Source organism: Pseudoalteromonas sp. G5_S1_54_S4 (assembly GCF_054968565.1).
Map to the genome: position 1 here is coordinate 1 of NZ_JBQKUL010000052.1, position 18,128 is coordinate 18,128.

The window sequence follows — 18,128 nt, forward strand, 5'->3', positions numbered from 1 at the left end:
GTAAATAAATTAAAAAAAATGCGTTTTTTTTCATTTTTACAGTTGAATTAAGTTTGTGGCATCCCTATTAACTAGTCATCGAATGTATTAACGAATTTAGAAGTTGGAGAAGATTCATGGGTAGAATTATTGGAATCGATTTAGGTACTACTAACTCTTGTGTTGCAGTACTTGATGGTGACAAAGCACGTGTTATTGAAAATGCGGAAGGCGATCGCACAACCCCGTCTATTATTGCTTATACGCAAGACGGTGAAACGTTAGTAGGTCAACCTGCAAAACGTCAAGCGGTAACTAACCCAACAAACACGTTATTTGCAATCAAACGTTTAATTGGTCGTCGCTTTGAAGACGAAGAAGTACAACGTGATATCGGCATCATGCCTTTCAAAATTATCAAAGCAGATAATGGCGATGCATGGGTAGAAGCAGGCGGTGAAAAACGCGCTGCACCACAAATTTCTGCTGAAGTACTGAAAAAAATGAAGAAAACGGCTGAAGACTTCTTAGGTGAAGAAGTAACTGAAGCGGTAATCACAGTACCGGCATACTTTAACGATTCACAACGTCAAGCTACAAAAGATGCGGGCCGTATTGCGGGTCTTGAAGTAAAACGTATTATCAATGAGCCAACAGCTGCAGCCCTTGCATACGGTATGGATAAAAACCGTGGCGAAAACGTAGTAGCGGTATACGACTTAGGTGGTGGTACTTTCGATTTATCAATCATTGAAATTGATGAAGTTGAAGGCGAGCACACATTTGAAGTACTTGCGACAAATGGTGACACTCACTTAGGTGGTGAAGATTTTGATAACCGTGTAATCAACTACTTAGTTGCTGAATTCAAGAAAGATCAAGGTATCGATTTACAAAATGATCCGCTTGCAATGCAACGTGTTAAAGAAGCAGCAGAGAAAGCAAAAATTGAGCTTTCATCAGCACAATCTACAGAAGTTAACCTTCCGTACGTAACCGCTGATGCATCAGGTCCTAAGCACATGAACGTGAAATTAACACGTGCTAAGCTTGAGTCACTGGTTGAAGACTTAGTGACTAAGTCGATTGAACCGCTTAAACGCGCATTAGCTGATGCTGACCTATCTGTGAACGATATCAACGATATCATTCTAGTGGGTGGTCAAACGCGTATGCCACTTGTTCAAAGAACAGTTGCTGAGTTCTTTGGTAAAGAGCCACGTAAAGACGTTAACCCTGATGAAGCGGTAGCTGTGGGTGCTGCGATTCAAGGTGGTGTACTTGCAGGTGACGTGAAAGACGTACTATTACTAGACGTATCACCATTATCTCTAGGTATTGAGACGATGGGGTCAGTAATGACAGCACTGATTGAGAAAAACACAACGATTCCTACTAAGAAATCGCAAACATTCTCAACAGCAGAAGATAATCAATCTGCAGTAACTATTCATGTGTTACAAGGTGAGCGTAAACGTTCAAGTGATAACAAATCGCTAGGTCAATTTAACCTAGAAGGCATTCGCCCAGCACAACGTGGTACGCCACAAATCGAAGTAACATTCGATGTTGATGCCGATGGTATCTTACATGTATCTGCAAAAGATAAAGATACAGGTAAAGAGCAAAAAATCACTATTCAAGCCTCTTCTGGCTTAAGTGATGAAGAAGTTGAAAAAATGGTTCGTGATGCAGAAGCGCACGCTGAAGACGATAAAAAGTTTGAAGAGTTAGTAGCTGCACGTAACCAAGCTGATGCACTTGTTCACGGTACACGTAAGCAAATTGAAGAAGCGGGTGATGCTCTGCCAAGCGAAGACAAAGACGCGATTGAAGCGGCTGTTGTTGACCTAGAAGCAGCAATTAAGAGTGATGACAAAGCAGAGATTGAAGCGAAAACGCAAGCGCTTGCTGAAAAGTCTCAAAAGCTAATGGAAATCGCTCAAGCTAAAGCACAACAAGCTGGTGGTGACGCTGGTGAACAACAACAGTCAGCTAAGCAAGATGACGATGTTGTTGATGCAGAGTTCGAAGAAGTTAAAGACGACAAGTAATTGTTGCTAACGCTTCTCGCTAATTTAAAACACATGACCAAATCAAGTGTTTGAGTTAGGATGAACACATGAGGCGCGTAGGCTAAAGCTTAACGCGCCTTTTGCATGTAAAGAGAAGTGAATAAAACGCTTTAAAAATTCAATGATAAATCGATATGATTTATCGGTTTGTCCAGCAGCTAACGCTGTAAATAGAAAAGAGTAGTGTGATAGATATGTCAAAACGCGATTATTACGAAGTCCTCGGCGTAAGCAAAGATGCGAGTGAGCGAGACATAAAAAAAGCGTATAAACGCTTAGCGATGAAATATCACCCCGATCGTACCGCCGGTGATAAAGACCTTGAAACTAAATTCAAGGAAGTTAAAGAAGCTTACGAAATACTGACTGATGCGCAAAAGCGTCAAATGTATGACCAATACGGCCATGCAGCCTTCGAACAAGGTGGTGGCGGTGGTCACGGTGGCTTTGGCGGCGGCCAAGGTGATTTTGGTGATATTTTTGGTGACGTATTTGGTGATATTTTTGGTGGCGGCGGTGGTCGACGTCAATCACGCCAGCAACGTGGCTCAGATTTACGTTACAACATGGACTTAAGCTTAGAAGAAGCGGTTCGTGGTAAAGAAGTTGAGATTAAAGTACCTACTTGGGTTAGTTGTGAACCATGTGATGGCAGTGGTGCTAAAGCGGGCTCTAAACCAAAAACATGTACAACCTGTCATGGTGCAGGCCAAGTACAAATGCGACAAGGTTTTTTTGCCGTGCAGCAAACCTGTCCGACGTGTCATGGACAAGGTCAGATCATTTCAGATCCTTGTAATAAATGTCATGGGCAAGGCCGTGTAGAAAAAACTAAAACGCTATCGGTTAAAATCCCAGCAGGCGTAGATACTGGCGATCGTATTCGCTTATCAGGTGAAGGCGAAGCAGGCATGCATGGTGCACCAGCAGGTGACTTGTATGTGCAAGTATCTGTTCGTGAACACAAAATATTTGTTCGTGAAGCTAATAATTTATATTGTGAAGTACCAATAAGCTTTACCACCGCAGGCCTTGGCGGTGAAATTGAAGTGCCAACGCTTGATGGGCGTGCAAAACTTAAAATACCGTCAGAAACACAAACGGGCAAAATGTTCCGTATGCGTGGCAAAGGTGTTAAGTCAGTACGCAGTGGTGCTCAAGGCGATTTAATTTGTAAGGTTGTGATTGAAACGCCAGTTAATTTAAACGAGCGTCAACGTGACTTACTTAAAGAATTAGATGAAAGTATGGGCAAAGACAGCTCAAAAAACCGCCCTAAAGAGCAAGGCTTTTTTGATGGGGTTAAAAAGTTTTTTGATGACTTAACTAAGTAATTAGTCGGATCAATAGACCCTAATAAAAACGGCGCTTTTTTAGCGCCGTTTTTTTATGTTTAATGTGCTAAATTATTAGGGAAATTTATTTTGGACTTTATCAGATGACCCCCGCTATAGAGCAGCTAAAAAAAAGCGATATTAAGTTTGACATACTTAGTTACGAGCACGATATAAACAATACTAATTTCGGCCTCGAAGCGGTTGAAAAGCTTAATCTTAACAGCGCCCAAGTATTTAAAACCCTAGTGCTAGAAACCTCAGAGCAACAGCTTATTGTAGCGGTGACTCCCGTCACTCAGCAGGTTAACTTAAAACAGCTTGCGAAGCTTTGTGCAGTAAAAAAAGTGATGATGGCAGACCCACAAAAAGTGCAGGCGAGTACCGGTTATATTTTGGGAGGAGTAAGCCCCGTTGGCCAAAAAAAGCGGCTAAAAACATACATACACTCCAGTGCGTTAGATTTTGAAATGATATATGTTAGTGCCGGAAAACGAGGGTTAGAAGTAACACTAAGTGCAAAAAGTTTAGCACATATAACCCAAGCTTCGTTTGCAGTTTTTTAAACTTTTGTTTAGCTAAAATAAGGGGATACAAGTATCCATCTGATTACTTGCGGCAATAGGTATTGTTAACTAATGTTGTTACTACACATAACACGTTTTTGTTAATACCTTTTAGATTGGCGTGTCGCCTTTACTTTGTTTTAATGAAAATTTGCTCGCAGCTATTTTGGTAAAACATACGCATGAAAATACTTGTTGTTGATGATATGCCGTTAATGCGTCATGTATTAATTAATATGTTAAGGCAGTTAGATTATAAAGATATTGTTGAAGCCACAGATGGGCTTCAAGCATTAAACATACTGCAAAATCAAATGTTTGATTTGGTTATAACAGACCTTCATATGCCTAAAATGGATGGCATTACTTTACTTGATAATATTAGAAAAGATGCCGAGCTGAAAAACCTTCCTGTACTTATGGTGACCTGTGAAGATAGTTCTTCGACTGTCAAAAAAGCGATTAATGCTAAAGTGTCAGGGTTTATCGTGAAGCCTTTTAATATGAATGTGTTATCAGCTCAATTAACCCGTTTATCGATAAAAGCCTAAAGCGAATCGTTCATAAAGTAGAGTTATCTACCGACTGTTTAAAAAATATATTAGCGCAACAGCCGTTCATTATTTTCTACCGCTGATGTGATAGCATTATGCTATTAACTAATCGTAAAGTAATTATTGAGGAAGTATGGCTAAGCCCAATAAAAAAGGGCCTACAAAAACGGTCGATATATTTTGTTCTGCGTGTAAGGCACCGTTATTCAAATACCGTAAAGGTGGCAAAGGTGCTTTAGTAAAATGTTTTATAGAAAGAATAACCCAAGATCACACCCATACTGAATGCGTATGCCCAGGCTGTGAACGACCTTTTGCCCGCCCCACAATTATAAGAGGGACCCCTGCCTATAAAATGATTGGTGGTAAAGTCACGTTTAAATAAACGTTTTGTTTATAGTCTAAAGTAGTGAGGGGCGGACATAAGCCCTTGTTTGCTTTTATTTCGCTGGTAAACTTCGCTGGTTTTGCTGTTTCAATGATTGAAAAAAACCCTCCCCATGGATTGGGCCAGTCAGTTGGGTTTTAAAATGGAAAAGGATAGACGTGTGATCGCACTTTTATTTGATATTGTTGGTATGAGTGGCACTTTTTTAGTGGTTGGTTCATTTTTTTTACTGCAACTAAATAAAGTTTCACCTAAAAGTTTAACGTATAACTTAATGAATTTAAGTGGCGCTATTTTGTTACTTATTAGCCTTTGTTATAACTTTAACTTAGCAAGCTTTGTGATTGAAATATTTTGGATTGCAGCCTCATTAATTGGCTTATACAAATATTTTAAAGACAAACCTGTCGTTGCAAAAGCGTAAATTAAGCTAAAACAGCACACCTTAAAAGGTGATTAAACCGTGGAATGTAATATTTCACGGTTTTTTAGTTTTAGTACAATTGTTAACAAAAAGTTTCTTCTGCAAAGGGGGATAACTCGTTACAATATTGGCTATTACTTATTATTGGCATCATAGTTGTCATAGGCGTTTATGTTCTCCATCCCCAAAAAAATTATTTTTGCCTGTATATTGTTAGTACTATTATTGGTGGTCACCTTTTCGTTTGGTCGTGCTTATGATTTAGGGCAAGCCAAAATTGAAGCTGATCAACAAGTCATCCAATTAAATAATTATATCGATAACGAACTCGCTCGATTTGCGGCTATCCCTCAGCTGCTAACTGAAAATAACGTATTGATTCGTTTTACTAATAATGAATCACAACACTTTAATGCAATTAACAATTACCTTGCTGATATTCAACAAGCCAGTGGTGCCTCAGATGTATACATACTAGATACTCATGGCGATGTTATTGCCAGTAGTAACTGGCAAACCGACTATACATTTTTAGGTAGTAACTTTGCATTTAGACCTTATTTTAAACAAGCGTTTGCCGGTGAAAAGGTCGCATACTTTGCACTTGGTCAGCGCTCAAAAGAGCGCGGAATTTATTTTTCTCAAGCTATTTACCTAGATGGAAAAGCCATTGGTGTGGTGGCGCTTAAAATTAATGTCGCTAAATTTGAAAACGATCGTTCGCTTTTAAATACCTCAAAAGGAAGCCATTTTTATTTGCAACTTGCCGATAATATTATTGCCATGTCAGATGAACCCGCATGGCGTTTAAATAGTTTTACAGAGCTTGATATTACCGCGCGTCGTGATATTAAACAGCGCCGTGCTTACTTAGATCATCAACCGTTACAAATTAAACAACAGCGCTACAAAAGCCAAGGCATTGAGCAATTTAAAATTGCTAAAGATGAATACGTTGCCGCCTCAAGACCCTTAACTCATCTGAATGCAACCATGACAGTGCTTGTTGATATTTCAAACATTAATGCCTTACAGGTGCCTAGATTACTATGGCTAGTGTTATTTTATTGGGTGTTTATTTTTGTTGGATATAGCTTATTGGCACGCTTTGCCGGATATAAAAAATTACTGTATTCGCGTCACAGTTTAGAGCTCGAAGTACTAGAGCGTACCCAAGCACTCGAAAAAGCCCAAACCGCATTAGTACAGTCGGCAAAATTAGCCACTATTGGGCAATTGAGTGCGGGCATTAATCACGAAATTAACCAACCGCTCAGCGCAATGAACACCTATTTAGCCAGTGCTAAAATTTTCCTAAAAAAAGGAAAGCTCAACGCATTAAATGAAAACTTAATCATTATTGAGAATTTAGTAGAGCGGGTGCATAAAATAGTGGCGCAGCTTAAACACTTTAGTAAACCGGCGACCATGCAACTGCGACCTCATCCACTGTCGGCGTTATTAAACAATGCGTTGATGATAACCCATCCGCAACTTAAACAAGACGATGTTAACGTAAGTGCACCGCAGTTTTCGCAAGAGATCACGGTGTGGGTCGATGCGTTAAAATTTGAACAAGTATTGGTTAATGTGATCACCAATGCATCACAGGCAATGAAAGGTGAGCAAGTTAGAGAGCTCAGTTTTGATGTTGAACGCTTTGAAGAGCGCGTTAAGCTTTCTATATTAGATAGTGGCCCTGGTATTGAGCATCATGTACTGGGGTCTATTTTTGAACCTTTTTATAGTACCAAATCAAGTAACGGTTTAGGGCTGGGCTTATCGATTTCAAAGCAAATTATTGAATCATTTAATGGTTACTTAACTGCACATAATCGCCCTGAAGGCGGTGCGCAATTTATTATTAGTTTATCAAGCATAGAGGCCACTAAAAATGATTGAAGCCGTTGTTTGCAAACAGATTATTGTTATTGATGATGAAGCGATGATCCGCGATTCATTGAATCAGTTATTAACGCTTGAGGGGTATGAGGTACAGTGTTTCAGTGATGCAAGTGTTGCCTTAAGTCGCTTAAATCGTAGTTTTTGTGGCATTGTACTCAGTGATATAAACATGCCCACTATGGATGGTTTAACGTTTATTGAGCAGGTAAAAGCATTTGATAGCGAACTACCAGTGATATTTTTAACCGGTTATGCTGATGTTTCTGTTGCGGTAAAAGCGATGCAACTAGGCGCGTATGATTTATTTGAAAAACCACTGAACGAAAATTTATTAGATTGTATCGCCAGAGCCTCAGATAAACGTGCTTTAGTTATGGAAAATAGAGCGCTGAAGCGTGCGGTTGAAAAGACCTCCGCGCCTGGTGTGCGCATTTTAGGCGAGACCCTTAAAATGCAGCACATGATGAACTTACTCAACACGGTGATTGATACTCCGGCTGATGTGCTGATTGAAGGTGAAACTGGCACAGGTAAAGAATTGGTTGCCCGTTATTTACACGATCATAGTAACCGTTCAAGCTGTCAGTTTGTGGCTATTAACTGTGGCGCAGTCCCAGAGCAATTAATAGAAAGCGAACTGTTTGGGGCTATCAGCGGAGCCTTTACTGGCGCAACACACGATCGCAAAGGTAAATTTGAGTTTGCACAAGGCGGCACCGTTTTTTTAGATGAAATTGAAAGCACTCCTTTATCGCTTCAAGTTAAATTACTACGGGTACTCGAGGAGAGAAAAGTAACCCCCGTTGGTGCTAATAAAGCGATAGAGCTTGATATTCGTATTGTCGCAGCCACCAAAGTCGATTTACTTTCGCTGGTAGAAAAAGGTGAGTTTAGAGCCGACTTATATTACCGATTGAGTTTAGTAAAAGTCAGTATTCCTGCATTAAGAGACAGAAAAGCAGATATTCCACTGTTATTTAAGCATTTTAGCTCTATAGCTGCGACCCGCTTTCATAAACCGTTAGGGGCGCTCAATATAGAACTACAACAACGTTTACTAGCGCACGATTGGCCTGGCAATGTGCGGGAATTGAGAAATCAAGCCGAGCGCGCGGTATTGCTAGGCCCCGATCTGGCATTTGCACAAAGTGACTCAAGCAACAGCACGCTATCATTAGATTTGAGCCTAGCCGAAAAGGTCAGCTTTTATGAGCAATCCTTAATTGAAGAGGCGCTAGAGCTTAACCATGGCAGCATTAAAGACACCATGACAACCTTACAAATTGCGCGTAAAACCCTCTACGATAAAATGAGTAAATATAACCTTAATCGAGATATGTTCACCGATTAATGGGTGGAAATGGTGATGTTGAGTGTTTTTTATGTGTGGAAACCCGCACATTTCAGTGTTTATTTTTAAACCTTTATTTTTTAACTTACTGAAAATATTTATTATTTTTAGTTGGTCATGTTCTTGCTTTGTAGGTGCAGACAACAAGTAGCATCACATAATTAGGACACATAATGAAAAACAATCTATTCCAAGGTTCAGTACTTGCTGCGTTATGCAGTGTTGCCACGTTACCTGCAACCACTTTTGCAGCAGACTACACAGTGTATGGTAAAGCCGAAGTACAAATTGCTAACACCGACACAGGCATAATGCGTTACGCTGACGAAGGCACGCAAATAGATGCCCCTTTTTCGCGTATTGGCATTAAAGGTAACCATAAATTAAATGAGTATTTTACCGCGGTATTTAAATACGAAGTTCAAGTAAAAGGTTTTGAACACGACGACACCAATGAGCCTTTCGCAGCACGTAATACTTACCTTGGCCTAAAAGGTGCGTTTGGTGAAGTGGTGGTTGGGCGAAACGACACGCGCTTTAAATATTCAGAAGGTAAGCTTGATAACTTTAACGAAACCCAAGCAGATATTTCACAAGTTATTGCCGGACAAGACCGATTAGGCGACACCATTACTTATACCTCTAAGTATTGGCATAACGCGCAGTTTTTATTTACCTATGCGCCAAAAGATGACAACAAAGATAACGAAGCAGGATTTGCGGCAACCCTGATTTATGGTGACCGTAGTTTAAATAAAACACCTTACTCTATTTCAATCAGCCACGTTGATTCGCTTAATAACATTAAAGCAAGCCGTATTGCGGGTGTGTATAAGTTTGAAAAATTACAATTAGGGGCATTGTACCAGCATTCAGAATCGATTGGCGGCGCTAAGTCTGGCAACGGTTATGTACTAAGCGCAAGCTATAAGTTAGACAAATGGGTACCTAAAGTACAATTTGCAAAAGATGATTCAAAATTGCGCCAAGATTCAGACGCTACCCAATGGACTACTGGTGTAGACTACATTTTTGATAAGCAAACTACCGCTTACCTTTTGTACACTGACCTCGACCTAGAAGAAAATGCTGATAACAGTGTTGCGCTTGGTCTTAAATATAAATTTTAAGGGCTGAACAAATGACAAAACGTATTTTAGAAAATAACGCGAATAAAAAGCCATCTATGCAATGGCTGTTATTGTTACTTGGCCCATGTGTCATGCTACTTACTTGCTTAGTTGAGCCGCCAGTAGGTATGTCGGCGGCAGCATTTAAAACCGCAGGCTTAGCATTTTGGATGGCCTCGTGGTGGGTGAGTGAGGTAGTGCCTATTCCTGCTACTGCGTTACTCCCTTTAGTGATTTCGCCGATTGTTGATATAGCCGCGATAAAAAGTGTTGCAGCGCCTTATGCGCATCCGCTGATCTTTTTATTTTTAGGTGGCTTTTTAATCTCAATAGCGATGGAGCGTTGGGGATTACACAAGCGTATTGCATTAAGAACTATGCTTTATGCAGGTAAAAAACCAAGCTTACAGATTTTAGCGATGATGTTAGTGACTGCATTTTTATCAATGTGGATGTCTAATACCGCTACAGCAGTAATGATGCTACCTATCGCTTTATCTATTACCCATTTAGTTAAAAGCTCAGATCCTAGTAATGAAGGTTTTGGTAAAGCCCTTTTACTGTCGATTGCTTATGGCGCGAGTATTGGCGGTATTGCTACTTTAATCGGTACTCCACCAAATGCATTAATGGCGGCGTACCTATCAGACAGTTATCAGATTGAAATTGGCTTTGCCGAGTGGATGATTGTTGGTGTGCCTTTAGCGCTCGGTATGTTGCTGATCAGCTGGATTTGGTTAACTAAATTCACTTATAAGGTCGATGCGAATGTACAAGCGAACAAGCGAATTGATACTAAAACGGTATTTTCTTCTCAGCTAAAAGAATTAGGTGAAATGCAACGTGCTGAAAAGGGCGTGTTGTTTGTATTTGCGTTTGCAGCTGTTTGTTGGATATTCAGACCATTACTAGGCGATGTGACCGGGCTTAAAATTTCAGATACCGGTATTGCAATTGCAGCGGCATTATTATTATTTGTACTTCCTGCAAATAAAGGCAGTGATGCGCGTATTTTAGATTGGGAAAGTGCCGCTAAAGTGCCGTGGGGTGTGTTGCTTTTATTTGGGGGGGGCTTGACGCTAGCCTCGCAAATTAAATCATCTGGATTAGCTGTCTACATTGCCAACATGATTGAGGGGGCCAGTGCAATTCCTTTAGTTATGAGCATTCTTGTGGTGGTGGCACTTATTACTTTCTTAACGGAAATTACCAGTAATACGGCAACAGCCGCAGGCTTTTTACCATTGCTGGGGCCTGTTGCTGAGTCAATAACTGGCAGTCCGTTAGTGTGGGTTATTCCAGCTGCGATTGCGTGTAGTTGTGCGTTTATGATGCCAGTAGCCACACCACCCAATGCGATTGTGTTTGGCTCGGGTGAAATTAAAATGAAAGACATGATCCGTGCTGGCTTTGTGTTAAATATTGTCGCTATTGTTTTAATTACCTTAGTAACAATGACCATAGCAGCTCAGGTTTTTGGTTTTTAATAACCCACTTTAATCAACTAACAAAACAGATAACCGATGCACACAAAAGCAGTGCATCGGTATGAGTTCCAACCAACCTTATGAGTGTTTTTGCAACGCTTTTCATTATGTTGCAAAATCACTCTTTATTGCTCGTGTAACAGATCAAGGTTATAGTCTTGAAAACGTTATAAATCGAGTAGCCTATTTTGACCACTGATACATTATCTACAGGGACTTTGCGTTCACAATTTAATGAACTAAAGCACTCTTTTGAAGACACCCCTTACTTACCCATTGAGCAACGCCTTGCTTTACTTAAGCAAGTACGCGCTAACATTGTAACGTTAGAGCAAGACTTAATTGCTGCAGTATCTAAAGATTTTGGTTACCGAACGGCCTTTGATACCTTAGTAGGTGATATTTTGCCCACCATGCAGGGGCTTGCGCATATTATTAAAAAGCTACCTCGCTGGTCTAAGCCTAGTCATCGCAGCGCGGGGTTAAGCTTATGGCCCTCAAAAGTAAGTGTCACCTATCAGCCTATTGGTGTGGTGGGTGTGATTGCACCATGGAACTATCCTATTCAACTAGCATTGGTACCTGTTATTACTGCGATTGCAGCGGGTAACAGGGTGATGTTAAAGCTCAGTGAATTTACGCCTAACACCAATGCCGTTATTGAAAAAATATTTGCAGGTGAATTAAGGCAACACTGCACCATTATTCAAGGTGGTAGCGACGTGGCAAGTGAGTTTTCATCATTGCCGTTTGCGCATTTACTGTTTACAGGCTCGACGGCTGTTGGCAAGTTAGTTATGGCCGCGGCCAGTAAAAATTTAACACCAGTCACTTTAGAACTAGGCGGAAAATCGCCAGTCATTGTGTTAGAAAAAGCCGATGTAAATAAAGCCGCGCGTGCTCTATTATTTGGCAAAATGGCCAATGCAGGGCAAATATGTGTGGCTCCTGACTACGTATTTGTTCCTAAAGCACTAGAACATCAGTTTATTAAAGCTTTGTGCACACTTTATAAAAAGCACTTTAAGCAAGGTGTTGAAGGGAAAAACCTGACCTCGATTATAAGCCCTGCACATTATCAACGTTTGTTAGGTTATTTAGAGCAAGCACAAGAGCAAGGCGCTAAAATTACTAAACCGCTTGAACAAAACCAGCAAGATGGCGAAAAGCATCGTATGGGTCTGCATATTGTGACGCATGTCACCGACGAGATGCAATTAATGCAAGAAGAGCTATTTGGTCCCATTTTACCCATTATGAGTTACGACAAATTAGAGGACGTGCTTAATTATATTCGATTACGCGACCACCCATTAGCCCTTTACATTTTAGGTCAAGATAAACAGGCGCAACAGTACATTATTAAGCAAACACTCAGCGGAACAGTTGCGGTAAACGACACATTAATACAAGTAGCTGCCGATGATGTGCCGTTTGGTGGCGTGGGGCATTCGGGGATGGGGCATTATCACGGCAAAGAAGGTTTTCTCACCTTTAGCCATGCAAAAAATACCTTAGTCTCTGGCTCGGTTAACCCGCGCATTGGTTTATTACTTAAACAAAATAAATTACTGATCAAAGTGCTAAAGTGGCTTTATGTAAAATAGCCTGCAACGCTTAAAACAAAAAAGCTGAATGAATCACTTCATTCAGCTTTTATAATAGCTAACTTAAAACAGGCGTCCTTCGCCAGCATAAGTACCCGCTAAAATTTTGGTATAAATTGCATCGGCTTTTTCTTTGGCCTCAGCTACCTCTTTAGGAAGCATAGTACGTTCATCAAGTTTACGGCTGTGACTGGCTTGCATGTTGCCGTTATACTCGGCAATGGTATTCCACACATACGACATTTCAAGATTTTTTGGCATTCCTAAGCCTTCAAAATACATCAGTGCTAAATTAAACTGCGCCAATGTGTAATTATTAGCAGCGGCTTTTTCATACCATGTTCTGGCGGCTTTATAATCTTGGCTAACACCATCGCCATTTGCGTACATTACACCTAAGTTATACTGTGCTGCGGGAAGGTTCTTATTGGCTGCTTTTTCAAATAAGGTTATGGCCATTTGTTTGTCTAATTTAACGCCATTGCCTTCGTCATATAAAACCGCAAGTGCAAACATTGAATCTACATGGTTCTTTTTAACGGCTTGTTGGTACAGCTCAGCTGCTTTGTAATAATCACGGGTAACGCCATGGCCACCTTCGTATAGCTTACCTAATTCGTAAATACCCGGTGCATAGCCTTTGTCAGCTAAATAATTAAACTCTTTAAGTGCTTCTTCAAATTCACCCGCATTAGCAGCTCTGATCCCTTCTTCTAGTCCAGCATAGGCAAGAGGGGTAGCGAGCATAATACCGGCCAGTAGCAGTGCTTTAAAATTAGACTGTGACATAAGCATGTCTCCAAATTAGTTGTCGTTCTATGTAAGCGCCATAAAAGTAAAACTTACCTAGTGAATCTATTAGGGATAGGTAAAAAATTATGAGCTAAATTAATAACGCCAACGTTTATAACCTAGGTATACAAACGTATTAACAAGTAGCTTTAACTATAGCTCAAAAATTCTAAACTTAAGCATATAGTCATGATATAAATTGCGTTAGCTTGCGATTCTATAGAAAAATGAAAAAAATAAAAGCGAGCAATAGCTTACATAATTACTTATGATGATTTTTGGCAACCAAAGCATCATAAAACGGGGTCTGTTAATGTTAAATAATTTAAAAAATATAAAACTAAGCAAAATTATTTTTATAACCAGTTTATTGTTTATTGCCAGTTGTTCTACCTCCTTTGCTTATAACAACCTTGGTTGGCTGTCTTCGTTTTGGATAGACGATTATGTCGACTTAAACAAAAGCCAATCAACGCAGTTAAAAGTGATTATTAATAACACCCGAGATTGGCACCGAGAGGTTGAGTTACCAAAATATAAAGCCGATTTACTCGACTTAAGGCAGTTGCTCGATAAACAAGCCGATACAGCGCAGTTAATGGCAAAAATAACGCAGGTAAAGCAGCATTGGCGCAATTTACTTTTGTACGCGAGTGATCCCTTAATCGAGCTGGCAAAAACGTTAACTCCATCACAACGCAGTGAAATGATAGAAAACATTCGCGATCAAATTAATGACGAAATAAAAGAGCACGCTTCATTAACCAAAGAGGAGCATCAGCAGTCTCGTTTAGACAGGCAACTAGACTATTACGAACAATGGCTTGGTAAGCTCACCTCAGAGCAGCGAACGCTAGTGTCACAAGCCAACAGTGAATATATCAGTACCAGCAATTTATGGTATGACTATAAACTAACTCGGTTAGGTGCACTTGAAGCGCTTTTTAATCAGCAAACCCTTGATGATGCCCAATTTGCGCAGCAGTTACGCACTATCATTACAGAACGAGAGCTGTTTATGAGTGCTGAACTCATTGAGAGAAATGAGGAAAATTTAAGGGCATACGCACAGTTGCTGGTTAAATTAAATCAAACCTTAAGCCCTAAACAAGTCGCACATGTTGATGAGGAATTTGCTGACTTGGTTGGCACAGTTAATGAACTGCTTACAGAATAGCTGCATTTAACCAATCCTTTTTGCTTATTTTAAAGGGGGTTGTTAAGCATAAAATTGTGATTATTGCATTTCAGGGTTAATATAAACGATTAGTTTTGATTTAAGTTTTTTATGGATATAGCCGCTCTTAACAGTACAAAAATATTACGTAAGCATGTCTTAAAATGGATGTGTTTATTTTTTGGTTTGCTGTCATTTATTTTTGCTGTGTTTAACCTATCAAAAAATCATTTTTATATTGTAGCCGGCTTAGAGGTGTGTTTTTCCGCACTTTGTTTTTATATTTTTATACAATTGGTTAAAAACAAGCAACGAAACTGGTATGCCATAACGGTTTGTATGACTGTAACGCTCGTTATACTATGTGGAACCTTTTTGGCACCACTTAAAAATGGTTTGTTTTTGTGGGCGTTTTCTTTACCCATTTTGTATTATCTACTTCTTGGTCGAAAATACGGTATTGTGTTATCGGCCACACTTTTGGTTATGCAATCATCAGTGTTGCTTTATAAATTACCAAGCCCTTATTTTTCCTCTTTTAACCTAGCGCTCAACTTACTGTTTATTTATATTATTATATGGGTCATTTCTCATGTTTTTGAAGGAAATAGGGCCGAATTTTCGAAGCGACTTAAAAACTTGGCTTTACTTGATCCTCTCACGGGAGCAGGAAACCGTTTATCTATGAGTCATTATTTTGAAGTGGAGATAAAAGACAAGTCACAGCTGTACTTGTTTTTAATTGATCTTGACCACTTTAAACAAATAAATGATGAATATGGCCATGATGTAGGAGATAAAGTGCTGGTTGAGTTGGCAACTCTATTTAGGATTACTTTTGCAAAAGGGTATGTGTTTAGGGTAGGGGGTGAAGAATTTTCTTTAATGGGCAATTTTGATAGTGCACAATCCGCGCTGGCAATGGCTGAAAATCTTAGACAAGCCGTTGCAACTAAATATATTGAGGCCAATGGTATAACCATAAATTTAACAGCCAGTGTTGGTGTAGTTAAGTACCAACAACAAAATTTGGCTGAATTAATAGCGCAAGCAGATAAGCAGCTTTATAAGGCAAAAGATGCGGGGCGCAATGCGGTTTTTTCTGATATTAACCTCTGTGCAGATGCGGCTTAATACATTTGATCAAAATTAGGAATACTGTTTTCCCAAATCGGTCTTTCTTTGCCAATGTATTCACGCACGGCATCAAAAAACAATCGTGTTCTTACCGGTAAATCTCGGTGTGGGTATACAGCATACATTGCACTGTGTTCCATTAATTTTACATCGGTAAGTAAGGGCACCAGTTGCCCATCAATCACTTCTTTATCTAAAATAAATGCCGGCGCTAAAAAGTAGGTGGTGCCAGAGAGGGTTTTCATCAGTAATACTTCTGCATCGTTTGCTCTAAACACACTTTTTATTTTTTGCTCGCAGTGCTCGCCAGTGTGGTTATAGTAATTTATGCCTTCTACCCGCAGTGAGTTGCTGGCATAACTGGCTGCTGGCAATTGTGCCAAATCAGTGATTGTTGTTGGCATACCGTATGTTTCTATAAACGTTGGCGCGGCTAATAGTAACAGACGATTACGGGCAATTTTACGAGCAATTAATGATGAGTCTTTGGGTTCACCCACTCTAAACGCTAAATCAAATCCTTCAGATACAATATCAACCAGTCGGTCATCTAAACGCAGTTCTACTTCCACTTGCGGAAAGCGTTTTTGGAAATCGTTGATCACTGGCTGTAAGTAGCGTCGACCTATTAAAGTAGATGCGGTCACTTTCAATACGCCGCGAGGCTCTTGGTGGTAGTTTTCTGCCATGCGCACCGTTTCGCCAAGCAGGCTTCGCAGCTCACCCGCTTTTTTTATCATTTCAGCGCCCGCTGCTGTAAGAGAGAATGAGCGGGTTGTTCTGTTTAATAGTCTTACCCCAAGTTCATCCTCTAACCGACTAATTTGTTTAGAGATCACTGAGCGGTCAATATTTCGTATTTCGGCTGCTTTTGCAAATGAGCCTTGCTCTACCACTTCAAGCAGCATTAATAGTCGACTGGTTGTATCCATTATTTCATCACTTAGTGAGTATTGATGCCATTTTGGCACTAATGAATTTAAAGATCTATTGTTTTTGTCATCAAGTATGTTCCGTATTATGCAATGCTAAATTAAAAGGAGCGTCGTTATGAACAAACACTTAATTGCTACAGCACTATCTGTTGCATTAATCACACTGGCCGGTTGTGCCGATGAAAGTGCAGCGCAATCAGCCCCCGCACAGCAACAACAAGCTATTGATGTAGCCGAAGTCTTGGTTAAGCCAGTTCAAAGTTGGCATACCTATACAACACGCTTAGAGTCACCGCAGAAAGTGGCATTAATGCCGCGTGTATCCGGCATTATTGAGCAAATTGAATTTAAAGAAGGGGATAGCGTTAAACAAGGCGATGTATTATTTCGTTTAGACGATCGCTCATTCGCTGCAACCGTTGACAGTTTAAGCGCTCAGGTAAAAAGTGCTCAAGCAGCACTTGAACAAGCAAAAAGCGAAGCATCGCGTGCGGTACGCTTAACTGAGCGAAAAGCCATTTCGACTGAGCAAGCACAAGCGCGTACATCGACTTTACGTCAGCGTGAAGCACAACTTGCTGCACTGCAAGCGCAGCTTAAAGCTGCAAAGCTCGATTTAGAGTTTACGTCAGTGGTTTCTCCTATTGATGGCGTGATTTCTCGCGCAAATATTACCAAAGGTAACAACGTACTTGCAGGGCAAAGCGTGCTTACTTCAATTGTTTCTAATGACAAAATGTACGCTTACTTTGATGTCGATGAACGTACTTGGAATAGCGCATTTGACGAAGTAACAGCTGCAAGCAAACAGCCTGTTGTAATGCAAAAAGTAGGGCAAGACGATTTTAACTATAGCGGCCATATTAACTTTATAGATAATCAAATTAACGCATCTACAGGCACTTTACGCGTTCGTGCGGTATTTGATGATCGTAGTAACGAGCTGCGTTCGGGCTCATTTGCACGCATTAAGTTAGCTGCTAATGCAGTGCGTGAAACTGTCATTATTCCAGACAGAGCCATAGGCACAGATTTAAAAAATCGCTTTGTGTTAACGGTAGGCGAAAACAATGTGCTGCAGTATAAGCTTGTAACGGTAGGTGAGCGCTATGGATCGTTGCGAGCCATCACATCAGGACTTGAGCAAGGCGATGTTATTGCTGTAAATGGCCCAGCTCGTGTAGGACCCGGTATGCCAATATCACCAAATAAAGTGGCAATTAATACCCAAGGCGTTGCATTTACGCTAAGTGCTAACCCTGCCGATTTAGTTGCTAAGCAATAAGG

Annotated in this window: 16 protein-coding genes; 14 read left to right on the top strand and 2 right to left on the bottom strand. The window is 40.3% G+C overall.

What is annotated here, in order from left to right; genetic code table 11:
* Positions 1-116 precede the first annotated feature (116 nt).
* From dnaK to ACTRWE_RS16285, 11 genes are all read left to right on the top strand, one after another.
* Complete coding sequence (dnaK, locus tag ACTRWE_RS16235) at positions 117-2,033, top strand: molecular chaperone DnaK (RefSeq protein WP_013463167.1); 1,917 nt, start codon at positions 117-119, stop codon at positions 2,031-2,033.
* Positions 2,034-2,248: 215 nt separating this feature from the next.
* Positions 2,249-3,388, top strand: a complete 1,140-nt coding sequence (gene dnaJ / locus ACTRWE_RS16240) for a molecular chaperone DnaJ (protein WP_090493208.1) — start codon at positions 2,249-2,251, stop codon at positions 3,386-3,388.
* 104 nt (positions 3,389-3,492) lie between these two features.
* On the top strand, positions 3,493-3,954 hold the full coding sequence (gene ybaK, locus ACTRWE_RS16245; protein WP_024600922.1) for a Cys-tRNA(Pro) deacylase: 462 nt from the start codon (positions 3,493-3,495) through the stop codon (positions 3,952-3,954).
* A 182-nt stretch (positions 3,955-4,136) separates the two neighbouring features.
* The gene (locus tag ACTRWE_RS16250) at positions 4,137-4,505 is read left to right on the top strand and encodes a response regulator (RefSeq protein ID WP_008112370.1); all 369 of its coding nucleotides are present in this window, start codon (positions 4,137-4,139) and stop codon (positions 4,503-4,505) included.
* 136 nt (positions 4,506-4,641) lie between these two features.
* Positions 4,642-4,893 carry a hypothetical protein gene (locus ACTRWE_RS16255; RefSeq protein ID WP_013463170.1) on the top strand — a complete coding sequence of 84 codons (252 nt, stop codon included), beginning with the start codon at positions 4,642-4,644 and terminating at the stop codon, positions 4,891-4,893.
* Positions 4,894-5,056: 163 nt separating this feature from the next.
* Positions 5,057-5,320, top strand: coding sequence for a CBU_0592 family membrane protein (locus ACTRWE_RS16260; protein WP_008112375.1), 264 nt, complete (start codon positions 5,057-5,059; stop codon positions 5,318-5,320).
* A 171-nt stretch (positions 5,321-5,491) separates the two neighbouring features.
* Positions 5,492-7,222: a sensor histidine kinase gene (locus tag ACTRWE_RS16265; RefSeq protein ID WP_462880340.1), complete on the top strand. Its 1,731-nt coding sequence runs from the start codon at positions 5,492-5,494 to the stop codon at positions 7,220-7,222.
* Entirely contained in the window at positions 7,215-8,576 is a 1,362-nt protein-coding gene (locus ACTRWE_RS16270) for a sigma-54-dependent transcriptional regulator (protein WP_024600920.1), read from the top strand. The genes ACTRWE_RS16265 and ACTRWE_RS16270 overlap by 8 nt, the downstream gene beginning before the upstream one ends.
* A gap of 173 nt (positions 8,577-8,749) precedes the next feature.
* Positions 8,750-9,706, top strand: a complete 957-nt coding sequence (locus tag ACTRWE_RS16275; RefSeq protein ID WP_462880341.1) for a porin — start codon at positions 8,750-8,752, stop codon at positions 9,704-9,706.
* A gap of 11 nt (positions 9,707-9,717) precedes the next feature.
* Positions 9,718-11,193 (top strand): SLC13 family permease, encoded by a 1,476-nt coding sequence (locus ACTRWE_RS16280; protein WP_462880342.1) that lies wholly within the window; start codon positions 9,718-9,720, stop codon positions 11,191-11,193.
* 188 nt (positions 11,194-11,381) lie between these two features.
* A complete protein-coding gene (locus ACTRWE_RS16285) occupies positions 11,382-12,800 on the top strand; it encodes a coniferyl aldehyde dehydrogenase (RefSeq protein WP_024600917.1) in 1,419 nt (472 codons plus the stop codon).
* A gap of 63 nt (positions 12,801-12,863) precedes the next feature.
* On the opposite strand, the gene ACTRWE_RS16290 is transcribed toward ACTRWE_RS16285, so the two are convergent.
* A complete protein-coding gene (locus ACTRWE_RS16290) occupies positions 12,864-13,589 on the bottom strand; it encodes a tetratricopeptide repeat protein (protein WP_008112386.1) in 726 nt (241 codons plus the stop codon).
* A gap of 316 nt (positions 13,590-13,905) precedes the next feature.
* On the opposite strand from ACTRWE_RS16290, the gene ACTRWE_RS16295 reads away from it, so the two are divergent.
* Together ACTRWE_RS16295 and ACTRWE_RS16300 are read left to right on the top strand one after the other, a co-directional pair.
* A complete protein-coding gene (locus ACTRWE_RS16295; RefSeq protein ID WP_262976996.1) occupies positions 13,906-14,769 on the top strand; it encodes a DUF6279 family lipoprotein in 864 nt (287 codons plus the stop codon).
* Positions 14,770-14,880: 111 nt separating this feature from the next.
* Positions 14,881-15,903 carry a GGDEF domain-containing protein gene (locus tag ACTRWE_RS16300; RefSeq protein ID WP_262976995.1) on the top strand — a complete coding sequence of 341 codons (1,023 nt, stop codon included), beginning with the start codon at positions 14,881-14,883 and terminating at the stop codon, positions 15,901-15,903.
* On the opposite strand, the gene ACTRWE_RS16305 is transcribed toward ACTRWE_RS16300, so the two are convergent.
* On the bottom strand, positions 15,900-16,838 hold the full coding sequence (locus ACTRWE_RS16305) for a LysR family transcriptional regulator (RefSeq protein ID WP_262976994.1): 939 nt from the start codon (positions 16,836-16,838) through the stop codon (positions 15,900-15,902). The genes ACTRWE_RS16300 and ACTRWE_RS16305 overlap by 4 nt on opposite strands.
* 118 nt (positions 16,839-16,956) lie before the next feature.
* Here ACTRWE_RS16305 and ACTRWE_RS16310 point away from each other — a divergent pair, with 118 nt between their 5' ends.
* Positions 16,957-18,126, top strand: a complete 1,170-nt coding sequence (locus ACTRWE_RS16310) for an efflux RND transporter periplasmic adaptor subunit (protein WP_262976993.1) — start codon at positions 16,957-16,959, stop codon at positions 18,124-18,126.
* The last annotated feature ends 2 nt before the right edge of the window (positions 18,127-18,128 follow it).